This is a genomic window from Paraburkholderia sp. BL6665CI2N2, assembly GCF_004366535.1.
GTDB lineage: Bacteria > Pseudomonadota > Gammaproteobacteria > Burkholderiales > Burkholderiaceae > Paraburkholderia.
Map to the genome: position 1 here is coordinate 611,549 of NZ_SORC01000001.1, position 14,137 is coordinate 625,685.

The 14,137-nt window shown below is 65.7% G+C and carries 11 protein-coding genes; 7 read left to right on the top strand and 4 right to left on the bottom strand.

From position 1 onward, the window contains the following. Nucleotides 1-98 precede the first annotated feature (98 nt). Entirely contained in the window at nucleotides 99-2,390 is a 2,292-nt protein-coding gene (locus B0G81_RS02635) for a hybrid sensor histidine kinase/response regulator (protein WP_134133386.1), read from the bottom strand. A gap of 120 nt (nucleotides 2,391-2,510) precedes the next feature. Continuing rightward, complete coding sequence (locus B0G81_RS02640; protein WP_134133389.1) at nucleotides 2,511-2,894, bottom strand: hypothetical protein; 384 nt, start codon at nucleotides 2,892-2,894, stop codon at nucleotides 2,511-2,513. A gap of 207 nt (nucleotides 2,895-3,101) precedes the next feature. Here B0G81_RS02640 and B0G81_RS02645 point away from each other — a divergent pair, with 207 nt between their 5' ends. The 7 genes from B0G81_RS02645 to B0G81_RS02675 all read left to right on the top strand — a co-directional run bounded on the left by B0G81_RS02645 (nucleotide 3,102) and on the right by B0G81_RS02675 (nucleotide 10,182). Further along, nucleotides 3,102-3,470 carry a response regulator gene (locus tag B0G81_RS02645; protein WP_106281486.1) on the top strand — a complete coding sequence of 123 codons (369 nt, stop codon included), beginning with the start codon at nucleotides 3,102-3,104 and terminating at the stop codon, nucleotides 3,468-3,470. Then, complete coding sequence (locus B0G81_RS02650; RefSeq protein ID WP_134133391.1) at nucleotides 3,463-4,086, top strand: chemotaxis protein CheC; 624 nt, start codon at nucleotides 3,463-3,465, stop codon at nucleotides 4,084-4,086. The genes B0G81_RS02645 and B0G81_RS02650 overlap by 8 nt, the downstream gene beginning before the upstream one ends. Continuing rightward, nucleotides 4,083-5,021 carry a diguanylate cyclase gene (locus B0G81_RS02655; RefSeq protein WP_121309542.1) on the top strand — a complete coding sequence of 313 codons (939 nt, stop codon included), beginning with the start codon at nucleotides 4,083-4,085 and terminating at the stop codon, nucleotides 5,019-5,021. Before B0G81_RS02650 ends, B0G81_RS02655 begins: the two co-directional genes overlap by 4 nt. Nucleotides 5,022-5,298: 277 nt before the next feature. Further along, the gene (gene hpnD / locus B0G81_RS02660) at nucleotides 5,299-6,147 is read left to right on the top strand and encodes a presqualene diphosphate synthase HpnD (protein ID WP_116146598.1); all 849 of its coding nucleotides are present in this window, start codon (nucleotides 5,299-5,301) and stop codon (nucleotides 6,145-6,147) included. Between the two features lie 4 nt (nucleotides 6,148-6,151). Continuing rightward, nucleotides 6,152-7,420 carry a hydroxysqualene dehydroxylase HpnE gene (gene hpnE, locus B0G81_RS02665; protein ID WP_134133394.1) on the top strand — a complete coding sequence of 423 codons (1,269 nt, stop codon included), beginning with the start codon at nucleotides 6,152-6,154 and terminating at the stop codon, nucleotides 7,418-7,420. Then, the gene (gene shc, locus B0G81_RS02670) at nucleotides 7,417-9,447 is read left to right on the top strand and encodes a squalene--hopene cyclase (protein WP_134133396.1); all 2,031 of its coding nucleotides are present in this window, start codon (nucleotides 7,417-7,419) and stop codon (nucleotides 9,445-9,447) included. Before hpnE ends, shc begins: the two co-directional genes overlap by 4 nt. A gap of 3 nt (nucleotides 9,448-9,450) precedes the next feature. Beyond that, nucleotides 9,451-10,182 (top strand): phosphorylase, encoded by a 732-nt coding sequence (locus tag B0G81_RS02675; protein WP_121309539.1) that lies wholly within the window; start codon nucleotides 9,451-9,453, stop codon nucleotides 10,180-10,182. 124 nt (nucleotides 10,183-10,306) lie between these two features. Here B0G81_RS02675 and B0G81_RS02680 read toward each other — a convergent pair whose 3' ends face one another. Together B0G81_RS02680 and B0G81_RS02685 are read right to left on the bottom strand one after the other, a co-directional pair. Further along, a complete protein-coding gene (locus B0G81_RS02680) occupies nucleotides 10,307-11,320 on the bottom strand; it encodes a VacJ family lipoprotein (RefSeq protein WP_116122789.1) in 1,014 nt (337 codons plus the stop codon). Nucleotides 11,321-11,322: 2 nt separating this feature from the next. Next, complete coding sequence (locus B0G81_RS02685; RefSeq protein WP_134133399.1) at nucleotides 11,323-13,938, bottom strand: MMPL family transporter; 2,616 nt, start codon at nucleotides 13,936-13,938, stop codon at nucleotides 11,323-11,325. Between the last annotated feature and the right edge of the window lie 199 nt (nucleotides 13,939-14,137).

Below are 14,137 nucleotides of genomic sequence, written 5' to 3' on the forward strand. Positions count from 1 at the left end.
CGTGCGCGGCGTCGGCAAAGAAAGCGCGGCGTAAGCGCGCCGCGCTTTTACAAGCACCGGTAAATGTAAGACTTCGTCCCGCGCTCGCAGCGCCGGCCTTACTCCGCCGGATGCGCCGCCGGGTCGGCGCCCGTTTGCGCCAGATCGCGCTGGATCGTTTGCAGGAGTTCTTCCAGCAAACCGATATCGAAAGGCTTGGAAAGCACCCGCAAATCGACATGGCGCGCCCGGTCGAGTTCTTCGGCGTAGCCGGTCACCAGAATGACCGGCAGTTTGGTGTCGAATGCGAGCACCGCCTCGGCCAGATCGATGCCGTTCAGGGTGCCGGGCATATGGATGTCGGACAGCACCAGATCGAACGGCAGCGGTTCGCCGGTGCGCGCTCGCCGCGCGTGGGCGTCGTCGAACAGGCGCAGCGCGGCGTCGGCGTTGAACACGCACGTGACCTGATGGCCCATCATCTGCAGCAGGGCTTCGGTGCCGGCGGCCACTTCCTCGTTGTCCTCGACAAGCAGAATGCGCAAGCCCGGCGGCGCGCCGCTCTCCTCGGCGCCGGAGTCCGGCGGTCCGTCGACCTCCGGCTCGGCCGTGGCGCGCGGCAGATAGAGACGCACGGACGTGCCCGCGCCGACTGCGCTGTCGATCGCGGCAAGGCCGCCGGAGCGCTCGCAGAACGCGAAAACCTGCGGCAAGCCGAGGCCCGTGCCCATGCCTTTCGGCTTGGTCGTGAACAGCGGTTCGAAGGCGCGGGCGAGCACTTCGGGCGCCATGCCCGCGCCGGTATCTTCGAGCGACAGTTGCACGAAGTCGCCCGTCAGCGGAAAGCCGTCTTCGTGCCGGAAATGGATATTGGTCGCGCGCACGGTGAAGCGCCCACCGTTGGGCATGGCGTCGCGCGCGTTCACCGCAACGTTGATGAGCGCAAGCTCCAGTTCGGCGACGTCGACGCGCATCGGCCAGATCTCGACGCCGATATCGATCACCAGCGACACCTTCGCGCCGAGCGAGGCGCGCAGCAGATCGCGGCACGCCGGCAGCCAGCGTTCGAGCGACAGCGTCTCGTTGCGTAGAGGCTGCTTGCGCGCCACGCCGAGCAATTGCCGCGTAAGCGACTGACCGCTCTTGAGCGCCCGCTCCATTGCCGACAATTCGCGGTCCAGACCCGTTACGCCGCGCCGCCGCGCGATCTGCACATTGGCCGAGAGGATCATCAGCAGATTGTTGAAGTCGTGCGCAACGCTGCCGACCAGCGTGCCCAGCGCTTCCATCTTGCGCGACTGACGATACGCCGATTCGATCGAACGGCGCATGGACGCTTCGGCCTGCCAGCGTTCCCACGCTTCCTGCTCGGCGCCGAGGCGGCGCAGCGACAGCCAGATTACGCACCACAACGCGATGGACGGCGAGAACATCGACAGGATCAGCACGCCGAGGTGCCGGTACCACGCAGCCCAGATCGCCGAGGCGCGATAGCCGCACACCACGTACACCGGATACGAACCGACGTGGCGGAACGCGAGGATCAGATCTTCGCCGTCGACATTCGAATGCATGCGCACTACGCCGGCCCGTCGCCCCTGCGCGAGGGCTTCGGCGAAGGGCGTGTGCGGCGCCATGGCGGTCGGCTCGCGCGGCGTGCGCGGATAGTGCGCGAGGATCGAACCGTCCGCGCGCACGAGGCTCATGGTCATCGGCGTGCCGTTGCTGCTGCCGGTGCCGCCGAGCAGTTCGCGGTAGAACGCGTCGAAATAGCTCGGCCGCAGCGCGACCGAGACCACGCCGCCGAACGAGCCGTCGGCGCCGGGCCGCTCGACGCCCATGTTGAACACCTGTTCGCCGGCCACGTGCCCCGTCATGACCTTCGACACGTGCTCGAGGTCCTTGCCGTCGCGAATGCCGACGAAATCCTCACGCTCGCCAACCGAGATGGCCGGCGAAGGCAGATAGCGGCTGCTGGCGAGCAAGGCGCCGTCGCGCCCGAAGATCGACACGGCCGCCACTTGCGGATAGCCGCCGCCCATGACGCGCAGCTTCTCGTGAATGGCGGCTTCGCGGGCCCGAATGCCGTCGTCGTCGAGCCCCTCGGTCAGATCGACGATGCGCGCATCGAGCGTCTCGTTCATGTCGAACACTTTCAGCGCGTGTTCTTCGGCGATCCGCACGGTGCGCAGCGTCATGTCGGTGGCGTCGGCATCGCGCGTGCGCAAATCGCTAATAGCCATGGCCGCGACATACACGCACGGCAGGACGATCGCCACGATCAACAGCGCGATCAGCGTAATGCGCCGCACATGGAAGTTCTGTTCCGGCACGGCGGGGAACAACGCCTCGTCCTGCCGGCTGGCGGCAAGGCGGCTCGCGGGCGGCGGTTCGAACCGGTCTGGTGTCATTGTCGTTAAAGCGAAGGTCGTTCGGGACGCAGAGGCCGGGAGTCAGCATCATACGAGAAGGATAGACACGGAGCGGCAGTAGAAGCTACCCGCGGCAAACGGACTGCCGCGAGGCCGCTTTCAGCCGCCGGCGACCCGCCGCTTATTTGTCTGCTTTAAAACAGCGACGAATCGAGAAGCGCAAACGTACACAAAGGCATGGAAACTGGAAATTCCTTCTGAATCTACCAAAATATTTTCATAAATAGAATTTAATGAGAAAATCTCTTTAATGAAAGTGGAATTGGCGAGTTGCCTTTCCGCCGTTTTGCTTCGAGAATCAGCGCCATGATAAAAATGCGTCCGCCATGTTCGGACGCATCTGCCGCGAGGGCACCCAGCCAAACCACGCGTACCACGCGCGGCGGAAGGCGTTCGCGGAATCACATGCGCGGCAAGGGACCAGCCCGATCCACGAAGCCGCGCGGATTCATCTACGGGGTAGGCTTCGAACATGCCGGTCATCGCCGTCGTCCACCGTGCGCGTACGCTTTCAGGCGTGCCCGCCGGTTCCGTCCACCGCGCCGCGCCGCGGGCGCTCCCCGCTCGCCTGCAATCCGCATTTCAGCAAGCTTCAGCCTGCTTTGCCGCCGGCCGACAGACATCGCGCTAAAGAATCCGCCTCGATCCGCCGTTAACGCGAATGAGCTAATTCCGCTTTTCGACCCGCCCATGCCTTTGCCTATTGTGATCGCCGATGATTCATTGCTTGCCCGCAAAGTGCTCACCAAGGCATTGCCGCCGGGCTGGGACGTCGATGTGTCCTACGCGTCGAACGGGCGCGAGGCGCTCGCCCTGTATCGCGAGGGCAAGGCGTCCGTGATGTTCCTCGACCTGACCATGCCGGACATGACCGGCTATCAGGTGCTGGAAGCGCTGCAACACGAGGATCTGAACACCTTCGTCATTGTCGTCTCCGCCGATGTTCAGCCGATGGCCCAGTCGCGCGTGCGCGCGCTCGGCGCCGCGGCGTTCATCGCGAAGCCCGTGACGCCAGAGGCGCTACTACCCATCCTCAAGGAGTACGGGTTGCATGGCTGAGCCAGTCCTCAACGAAGATCAGCGCGACGCGCTGCAGGAGGTCGCCAATCTGGCGATGGGCCAGGCCGCGACGCGTCTGGCGCGACTCCTCGATGCGTTCATCGAATTGTCGGTGCCGCGCGTGAAGGTGGTGGCGGTCAGCGAGGCGGCGCAGACGCTGCGGGAGATGACCGGGATCAAGGACACAGTCAGCGCGGTGCGCCAGGGTTTCCGCTCCGATATCAAGGGCGAGGCGCTGGTGATCTGCCGCAGCGACAGCGTCGAGCAACTGTGCGCACTCGTCAGCGATCCGTATTCGCGCTCGGCTTACGAGGCGGTGAGCCAGACCGAACTCGTGTTCGACGTAGCCAACGTGCTGACCGGCGCCTGCGTGTCGTGCATTCTGGACCAGCTCGGCCGCACGCCGGTCTTCTCCGCGCCGGGTCTGCTCGGCGAAGCCATGACGCTCGACGAAGTCTTCCAGCCGGGCGTGCTGCAGTGGGAAGTGGCCTTGCTGGTCGAAGTGAATTTCGCGCTCGAAGACCATAGTTTCCGCGCGCACCTCGTCATGCTGATGGCCGAGGAATCGATTCGCCACATGAACAGCGCGCTCGACGCGCTGCTGTCGAGCCTATGAACGTGCCTATGGAATCGTTGAGCGATCTGGTGGTCGAACGTGTCGGCTTCGGCATCTTCGTGTTGGACCGCGACATGAACGTGCTCATGTGGAATCGCTTCATGCAGGATCACAGCGGACTGACGCCCGATCAGGTAGTCGGCAAGTCGCTCTTCACGCATTTTCCGGAACTGCCGCGCGTGTGGCTGTCGCGCAAGATCGAAAGCGTGTTTCAACTCGGCAGCTTTGCATTCAGTTCGTGGGAACAGCGCCCGTATCTTTTCAAGTTCGATCACGACCGGCCGATTACCGGCGGCGTCGATTTCATGCAGCAGGACTGCACCTTCATGCCGCTCATGCGTGAGCGCGAAGTGGTGGCCGTGTGCGTGACCATTTCCGACGTCACGCACGTGAGCATCGTGCAGCGCGAACGCGAGGAAGCGGTCGCGAAGCTGCAGGAATATGCCGATCGCGACGGCCTCACGGGCATCGCCAACCGCCGTTTCTTCGAAGCGCGCCTGCACGACGAATACACGCGCTGGCAGCGCTACGGCGGCGATATGTCGGTGCTGCTGTTCGATCTCGACCACTTCAAGAAAATCAACGACCAGTTCGGCCACGGTGTCGGCGACACGGTGTTGCGCGTGATGGCGCAGCGCGTCGCCGAAGTGGTGCGGGCGCAGGATACCTTCGGGCGCTTCGGCGGCGAGGAATTCGCGTTGCTGCTGCCGTGCACGCCGCTCGACGACGCGATGCGCGTCGCTGAAAAGATCCGCTGCACGATCGCCGACACGCCGGTCGAAGTGCAGGGCACCAGCGTGCCGGTGACGGCGAGCGTCGGCGGTGCGGCGGCGCGGGTCGGCGTGTCGTCGTACGAAGTGCTCATCAACGAAGCCGACGCCGCGCTCTACAGCGCGAAGCGGCAAGGTCGCAACCGCTCGGTCGCGTTCGTGTGACGACCTCGTACGGCAGCGGCGTTGCACCTCGCATGAGGCGCGTTTCGAGCCTTGCAGCAAGCCGCCCGAGGCACCGGCCCAGCGCTTCCAGGCTTCCTTCGGGCCCCATATCCGCCGACGAAACTGCGGCATCTCACAAACGTTGATATACTTTTCGCCGTTTCCGGCCTCCCAGCCGGGCGTTTCGCGCGTGTCCGCGCGCGCGTGCCGCCAGCCCTGCGGGTGGCCATCAAACTTCTTGAACGCCTTTCAGCGGGCGCCTCCAGCGGAGATCGTCTTGGCTGTTTCCAATCTTGTCGTGGACGATACAGAAATCGACGCCGCTGCCGCCACATCCGGCAGCTCGTTCTATCTCGCCATGCGCATCCTGCCGGCCGCGCAGCGCGATGCGATGTATCAGGTCTACGCTTTCTGCCGCGCCGTCGACGATATCGCCGACAGCGACATGCCGCGCGCCGAACGCGCCGCCGCGCTCGAGCGCTGGCGGGCCGATATCGACGCGTGCTACGCCGGCGCGCCGCGCGCTTCGCTGCGCGCGCTCACGCGGCACATTCACACGTTTCACCTGCAGCGCGAAGATTTCCACGCGATGATCGACGGCATGGCGATGGACGCCGCCGAAGACATCTGCGCCCCCGATGAAGCGACGCTCGACCTCTATTGCGACCGCGTCGCCAGCGCGGCGGGCCGTCTATCGGTGAGGATATTCGGGATGCAGGAAGAGCCCGGCCGTTTGCTCGCGCATCATCTGGGCCGCGCGCTGCAGCTCACCAATATCCTGCGCGATATCGACGAAGACGCCGGCATCAACCGCTGCTATCTGCCGCACGAATTGCTGGCGCGCGAAGGCATCGCGGTGACGAATCCCACGCAGATCGCCGACGACCCGTCGCTGCCGCGCGTGTGCGCCACGCTCGCGGAGCGGGCCAAGGAGCACTTCGCCGCCTCCGACGCGATCATGGACCGCGAGCCGCGCAACCATGTGCGCGCGCCGCGCATCATGTCGGGCGTGTATCGCCTGCTGCTCGAACGGACGCTGGAACGCGGCTTCGACATTCCGCGCACGAAGGTCAGCAAGCCGAAGCTCCGCATGCTGTGGATCGTCGCGCGTTACGCGCTCTTCTGAACTGATGCAAAAGCTCGTACATGTGGTCGGCGCAGGCCTTGCCGGCCTGGCCGCCGCAGTGCAGCTGCAGCGGCGCGGCGCGCACGTCGTGCTGCATGAAGCGGCTGCTCAGGCGGGCGGCCGTTGCCGTTCGTACTACGATGCCAAGCTGGGCGCGACGCTCGACACCGGGAACCACATGGTGGTGTCGGGCAATGCCGCGACGCTCAACTACGCGCGGGCGATCGGCGCCGCCGACGAACTGGTCGGCCCGTCCCAGCCTGAGTATCCGTTCGTGGATCTGGCCACGCGGGCGCGCTGGACCGTGCGCCTGTCGCCGGGACATCTGCCATGGTGGGTCTTCGACCCGAACGCGCGCGTGCCGAACACCGGGCCAGCCGATTATCTGGCGCTCGCGCCGCTTCTGTTGGCGAGACCAGGACGCAGCGTCGCCCAGACCATGCGTTGCAACGGTCCGTTGTGGGACCGTCTGCTGCGGCCGTCGTTTCACGCGATGCTGAACGTCGAGCCGCGCGATGCGTCGGCGGAACTGACGGGCGCCATGGTGCGCGAAGCCCTGCTTGCCGGCGGCCTCGCGTGCCGGCCGCTGGTGGCGCGCAACGGGCTGGGCAGCGCGTTCGTCGATCCGGCGTTGCGTCTGCTGCAACATGGCGGCGCGGCGATCAGGCTGGGTTCACGCCTTGACGGAATCGTCTTTGCCGCCGACAACCGCCGCGTGCAAACGCTGCATTTCGCCGACGAAAGCGTCACGCTCGACGCGAACCATGCCGTGATTCTGGCGGTGCCGCCGGACATCGCGCAGACCCTCGTGCAGGGATTGCGCGCACCGACGCGCTTCGCGGCGACCGTCAACGTGCATTTCGCGGTCGAGCCGCCGTTTGGTTTGCCGCAGGTCACCGGGTTGCTCAACGGCACGGCAGAGTGGCTGTTCGCCTTTGAAGGCCGCTTGTCGGTGACCGTGAACGGCGCTGAGCGCCTGCTCGACACGCCGCATGAAGCCCTCGCCGCCGCCGTCTGGGCCGAAGTGGCGCAGGCGGCCAGTTTGCCGGTCGCGCCGATGCCGGCCTGGCAAGTCGTCGTGGAAAAACGTGCGACTTTCGCCGCGCTGCCGGATCAGGAAACGCGGCGGCCCGGCACGCGCACTCGCTGGAATAACCTGATGCTCGCGGGCGACTGGACGGCTACCGGTCTGCCCGCGACGATTGAAGGCGCGATCCGCTCCGGCCAGAAGGCCGCGGATACGTTGCTGAATGAACCGATGGAACGCCGATGAACGATTTATCTCAAGCCCAGCCGCTGGACGCCGTCTTGCCCGATTTCGCCCACGCAGCGCCGAGCGCGCCCGCGCCGGCTATGGTGGGCGAAACGCCCGCAGCGTCGCTCGACGCCGCGATCACACGCGCGACCGATGCGATTCTCGCCGCGCAGAAGCCGGACGGCCACTGGGTCTACGAACTCGAAGCCGACGCGACGATTCCCGCCGAATACGTGCTGCTGGTTCACTATCTCGGCGAAACGCCGAACGTGGAGCTGGAACAGAAGATCGCCCGCTATCTGCGCCGCATCCAGTTGGCTGACGGCGGCTGGCCGCTGTTCACCGACGGCGCGCTCGACATCAGCGCCAGCGTGAAGGCGTATTTCGCACTGAAGATGATCGGCGATCCGGCCGACGCCGAGCACATGGTGCGCGCACGCGAGGCGATTCTCGCCCACGGCGGCGCCGAAACCGTGAACGTCTTTACGCGCATTCTGCTTGCGCTGTTCGGCGTGGTGTCGTGGCGCGCGGTGCCGATGATGCCTGTCGAGATCATGCTGCTACCCATGTGGTTCCCATTCCATCTGTCGAAGGTGTCGTACTGGGCGCGTACGGTGATCGTGCCGCTGCTCGTGTTGAATGCGAAGCGGCCGGTGGCGCGCAACCCGCGCCGTGTGCGCATCGACGAACTCTTTCGCGGTGCGCCGGTCAACACCGGCCCGCGCGATCGGGCGCCGCATCAGCATGTCGGCTGGTTCCGGTTCTTCAGTGGCGTGGACGTGCTGCTGCGCGCCGTCGACGGTTTGTTCCCGAAGGCGACGCGCGAGCGCGCGGTGCGCGAAGCGGTGGCTTTCGTCGACGAACGGTTGAACGGTGAAGACGGTCTCGGCGCGATTTTCCCGGCCATGGCGAATTCGGTGATGATGTACGACGTGCTCGGTTACCCGGCCGATCATCCGAATCGCGCGATTGCCCGCCAGTCGATCGACAAGCTGCTCGTTATCAAGGATGACGAAGCATATTGCCAGCCCTGTCTGTCGCCGGTGTGGGATACGTCGCTCGCGGCGCATGCGCTGCTCGAAACCGGCGAGGCGCACGCTGAACAGGCCGCCGAACGCGGGCTCGCCTGGCTGCGTCCGCTGCAGATTCTCGATGTGCGCGGCGACTGGATTTCGCGCCGTCCGAATGTGCGGCCGGGCGGCTGGGCGTTCCAGTACAACAACGCGCATTACCCGGACGTCGACGATACAGCGGTGGTCGCCATGGCAATGCAGCGCTCGGCAACGGTAACGCAATCGGACGTCGATCGCGAAGCGATTGCGCGCGCCCGTGAATGGGTGGTCGGCATGCAGAGCAGCGATGGCGGCTGGGGCGCGTTCGAACCGGAAAACACGCAGTACTACCTGAACAACATTCCGTTCTCCGATCACGGCGCCTTGCTCGATCCGCCGACTGCGGACGTCTCGGGCCGCTGCCTGTCGATGCTCGCGCAACTCGGCGAACTGCCGCAGAACAGCGAGCCGGCGCAGCGCGCGTTCGACTACATGCTGAAGGAGCAGGAATCGGACGGCAGCTGGTATGGCCGCTGGGGCTTGAACTACATCTATGGCACGTGGACCGCCCTGTGTTCGCTGAACGCTGCCGGGCTGCCACACGACGACCCGCGCATGAAGCGCGCGGCGCAGTGGCTCCTGTCGATCCAGAACGAAGACGGCGGTTGGGGCGAGGGCGGCGAGAGCTACAAGCTCGACTACCACGGCTACGAGCGCGCGCCAAGCACGGCGTCGCAAACCGCGTGGGCTCTGATGGGTCTGATGGCGGCCGGCGAAGTGAATCACGAAGCGGTGGCGCGCGGCGTCGCCTACCTGGAGCGTGAACAGCGCGAGCACGGCCTGTGGGACGAAACCCGTTTCACCGCGACCGGTTTCCCGCGCGTGTTTTATCTGCGCTATCACGGCTATCGCAAGTTCTTCCCGTTGTGGGCGCTGGCGCGCTTCCGTCATCTGAAGCGCAACGGCCTCACGCGCGTCGCGGTCGGGATGTGACGGATGCCGCTTTCCCCGAGCCTGTCCGCCGATGACGGCCGCAGTCCCTTGCCGGTGATCGTGGTGACCGGCATGGCGTTCGAAGCCCGCATCGCGCGCGGCGAAGGCGTCGAGGTCGTCTACGCGGCGCGCGCCGATCTGCTGGAGCGCGCGTTGAGCGCGGCGGTCGAACGCGGCTGTTCGGGTATCGTCAGTTTCGGCACGGCGGGCGGTTTGGCGCCGGATCTGGAGCCGGGCTCGCTGATCGTCGCTGACGCGGTCGAGGGACCGTTTGGGCGCCTCCCGACCGATCGGCCATGGTCGGACAGGCTCGCGGCCGCACTGGCCGTTGGGCCGCTCTCCACGCGTTTGCGGCGCGGTCTCATGGCGGCCGTCGCCGCACCTCTGGTGAGCGCGGGCGATAAGGACGCGCTGCATCGCTCGAACGGTGCTCTGGGGGTGGATATGGAATCGCACATCGCCGGGGCGAAGGCTGCCGCGCATGGCGTGCCGTTTGCCGTGTGCCGCGCGATTGTCGATCCGGCGTGGCGCACGCTGCCTTCCGCGGCAACCGCCGGCCTGCGCGATGACGGCAGCACAGCGCTGGGGCCGATCCTGCGGGAATTGATGCGACAACCCTCACAACTCGGCGCGCTGATCCAGCTTGCCGTCGATGCCCGGGCGGCGCGCCTTTCGCTGGTCCACGCACGGCGTGCGATCGAGGAAGCGGGCGCTTTTCGCATGGCTATCGCCTGAAACGGGTCGCGCGCGTTGTGCGCCGAAGCGGCAAGCGTCAAGCCGTCCGGTCCGCTGCTGTGCCAGCGTCGAGTCCGGCTTTACTGGGCGTCCGTTCCGGGCGCCCAGTCCAAAATCCCAATACTTATTGCGTCACCGGTGCTGAAGCCGGCTGCGTGCTGTCGGCCGGCGCGGCGGGCGGCGTCGGTGCGGGCGTGCCCGAAGCGCCGTTGGGCGCGGCAGCCGGCGCGGTCGGCGTCGAACCTGCCGCGCCGCTCGCGGGCGTTTCGCCTGGATCGCTGTAGTTGGGCACGCCTGCCGGTGCGCCCGTGGCGGCGCCAGAGGCCGCCTTCGGTGCTTCCGCGGCGTCGCCCGGATCCGCGTAGTTCGGCAAAGCACCTGCAGCGGGCGCGCCGGCGGCGGGTGCCTCCGAGGCGCCGGAATCGCCCTGATCGTCATAGTTCGGCAGCGGCGCTGCGTTGTCGCTCGTGCCGCGCAGACGGGCACGGCGCTGCTGCGTATAGGCATCGCGCACGAACGAGTACTTGTCCAGCGCAGCCTGTTGCAGCAGGTCCGACGCACCCAGCAGGTCTGAACGCACGCTCACGAACTGCAGCACGTAGAGCGGATTGCGCACCGCCGGCTCCATGTAGTTCAACGGGTTGAACTTCACGTCGACGATCAGCCCCATGCTGTCACGCACCGTGCTCGGCCCGAACAGCGGCAGCACCAGGTACGGACCGGACGGAATGCCCCAGTGACCCAGCGTCAGGCCGAAATCCTGATGATGCTTGGGCAGCCCGGCAGGTGTCGCCCAATCGAGCAGGCCGCCCAGGCCGAAAGTCGAATTGAACGCGAAACGGACGAAGTCCTCGGTCGCGTCGGTGAACTTCAGCTGCAGCAGCGCGTTCGCGGCGTTGGTCAGATCGCCAAGATTCGAGAAGAAGTTGCTCACGGCGGTGCGCAACGGTTGCGGCGTCACCTTCTGGTAACCCTTCGCCACCGGAACAGCGACGTAGCGATCCACGCCGTCGTTGAAACTGAACACGGCCCGGTTCATCGGTTCGAACGGGTCGCCGGGTTTGCGGTCGGGGCCGGTGGCGCAGCCGGAGATCAAACCGGTGGCGACGAGCGCCAGCGCGGCGTTACGCAGCTTCATGCTTATATTCCTTTTTGCTTCGCGCGACGTGAGCGCGGCTTGCCCATCAACACGGGTTGAAACACCACTGCGCCGACCAGTGTGCAAAACAGCGAGAGCGCCAGCAAGCGCCCCATGCTGGACGTTCCCGGATGGTGCGACAGCCAGAGGCTGCCGAACGCGGTCGCCGTGGTCGCCGCGCTGAACAGCACAGCGTGCGTCAGGCTCGACTGCAGAAGGCCGGTTTGACCGTGGCGCCACGCCATCACGAAGTAGATCTTGAACGCTACGCCGACGCCGAGCATCAGCGGCAAAGCGATGATATTCGCAAAGTTCAGCGGCATGCCGAATACCACGCACAACTCGAGCGTCACGAGTGCGGATACCAGCAGCGGAACCAGCGTGCGCAACATGTCGCTGACGCGCCGCAGCGCGATCCACAGCAGGATCGCAATCGATACGAGCGCGTAGCCCGCGGCCTGCAGGAACGCCTTGATGATGGTGTCGGCCGAATGCAGGATCGAAATCGGCCCGCCGATCGCGCCCGGCTCCGCTTTCTTCACCGCGTGGGCGAAGTGCGCGAGGATGACGTCGTCGTTCGGATCGGTGCCGGGTTTCACCTTCGGCGCGATGTCCACGAGAGCGCGGCCGTCCTTCGAGACCCAGCCCTTGGAGATTTCCTTGGGCAGATTCTCGCGGGTGATCGCGGTGGGTTGCAGCAGGTTGGCCAACTGCTTCAGCGCGATGCGCAACGTGTCCGACATTGCGGTTTCGGCGCGGTCGCGCGTGGCGGCATCGGTGGCGGCCAACTTCTGCAACGTGGCGGACAGATGCTTGGCTTCCGCAGCGCCCGGCCCCGGGTGATCGTCGGCGGCGAGCGAGAGCTGGTTCGACGCGCGCTTGAGCGCGGCGACGCGCACGGCGTCCGTTGCCGGTTGCGCGGGTTGTTGCTGCAAGGCGGGCAGTAGCTGCTGCGCGGCGCTTGCGATCAGCATCAGCTTTTGTTGCTGATCGGCGGGCACGAAGGTGTCGAGCGTGGTGACGCGGCCTACTTCCGGCAACGTACGTAAATGGGCGGCTATGCGGTCGGCGTCCGCGAGCGAGGGCGCCAGCACATGCACATTGTTGACCGCGGCCTCCGGCGAATCCTTGAGCGACAACAACGTCGCCATCGACTCCGTGTGCGGGTCCTTCAAATGCAGCGGGTTGAAGTCGAAGCGCAGATGCGTGAGCAACGGCGTGGCGCCGATCACGACAATCAGCGTGCCGATCAGCACCGGCTTGCGATGATGAGCGAGGAAATCGTCGACCGGGGCGAGCTGCTTGAAGCCTGGCGAACCGGCTTCGCCGGGCGGCCGGAAGATTTTCAGCAGAGCCGGCAGCAGCGTCATGTTGGTGAAGTACGCGACGAACATGCCGACGCCCGCGATCTCACCCAGCTCGGACACGCCGCGGTAAGCCGTCGGCAGGAACGAGAAGAAGCTCAGCGCGACCGCGACCGCGGCGAGCGTGAGCGGCACGCCGATACTGTGCGACGTGTGCATCAGCGCAGCGGAAAGCCGGTTGTCGCGATTGCGCTCCTCGCGATACTTGACGCCGAACTGCACGCCGAAATCGACCCCGAGCCCGACGAACAGCACCATGAAGGCGACTGAAATCATGTTGAGCGCGCCCACCAGCATCAGGCCGAGCGCCGCGGTGATCGCGAGCCCGACGAACAGCGTGATGAACACGGCGACGATCATGCGGCCCGAGCGCAACGCCAGCCACAAAATGATCAGCACGACGATGAAGGTGCCGATGCCGTTGAGCACCGCGCCGTCCTTGACCGAAGCGAACTCTTCGTCGGCGAGCGGCTGTTCGCCGGTCAGACGGACGGTGGCGCCGTAGCGCGAGTCGAGGTGCAGCGCGGCGGCGGTGTCGCGGATCGACTTCGACGCCGACGCGCCCGGCTCGAGCGCATCGTAGTTCACGACCGGTTGCACGATGACGAAGGCGCGCGCCGGCTCGGCAGCCGCGCTCTTGTCGACCAGCGCGCGCCACGAGAAGGCGGCCGGCTGGCCGGCCAGCACGCGGTCCAGCGTGGTCGCGCTTTGCGACAGCAGATGGCTCATGTCGCCGAGCTTCACCTGGCCAAGTTGAAGCGGCAGCAACAGGCTCGTGGTCAGCGTGCCGGCAAGGCCGGTCAGGCTCGGATCGTGGGCAAGGGCATTGACGAGCGGGCGGGACTGGACCAACTGCGAGGTGGTCGACATGACCTCGTCGAGGGACGGGAACAGCAGGCCATTGTGTTCGAAGAACGGGCCGCCGGCCGGCTGCGAAACCGCTACGAATTCCTTGGGATCGGCCTTGAGGGCGGTGGTCAGGGCTTGCGCGGCGGCGTCGGCGAATTCCGGCGCGCGCGCTTCGACGACCACCAGCACGGTTTGGCCGCGATCCGGGAAGGCCACGTCCACGGCATGTTCGAGCGCCGACCATTGCTTGTCGTTCTCGATGAGACGGCTGATGTCCGTGTTGATCTTGAAGTTAAAGGCAACGTAGAAACCGCTCAGAATGGCGAGCACGAGCGATAGCGCGACGATCCGCATTGGATGACGCACTGAATAGGCGACGAGACGGACAATAGATGACTTCAGCATGTAGGCGAAATTGGCCTTATCACGGTTGTTGTTTTTGACGAAAGTGCACAAGTATACAGAGACGGAGCGGCGAGCCCCCGGTTCGGTAGCAAGTGCGGCTCCCGCACACGCTCATCGGGGCGGGAACGCAATCTCGGTATACTGGTCTATCCTGCTTTCGCCGCGTGCTTGCAAGCCCGGCGGCGCTTACTTCTTTCAG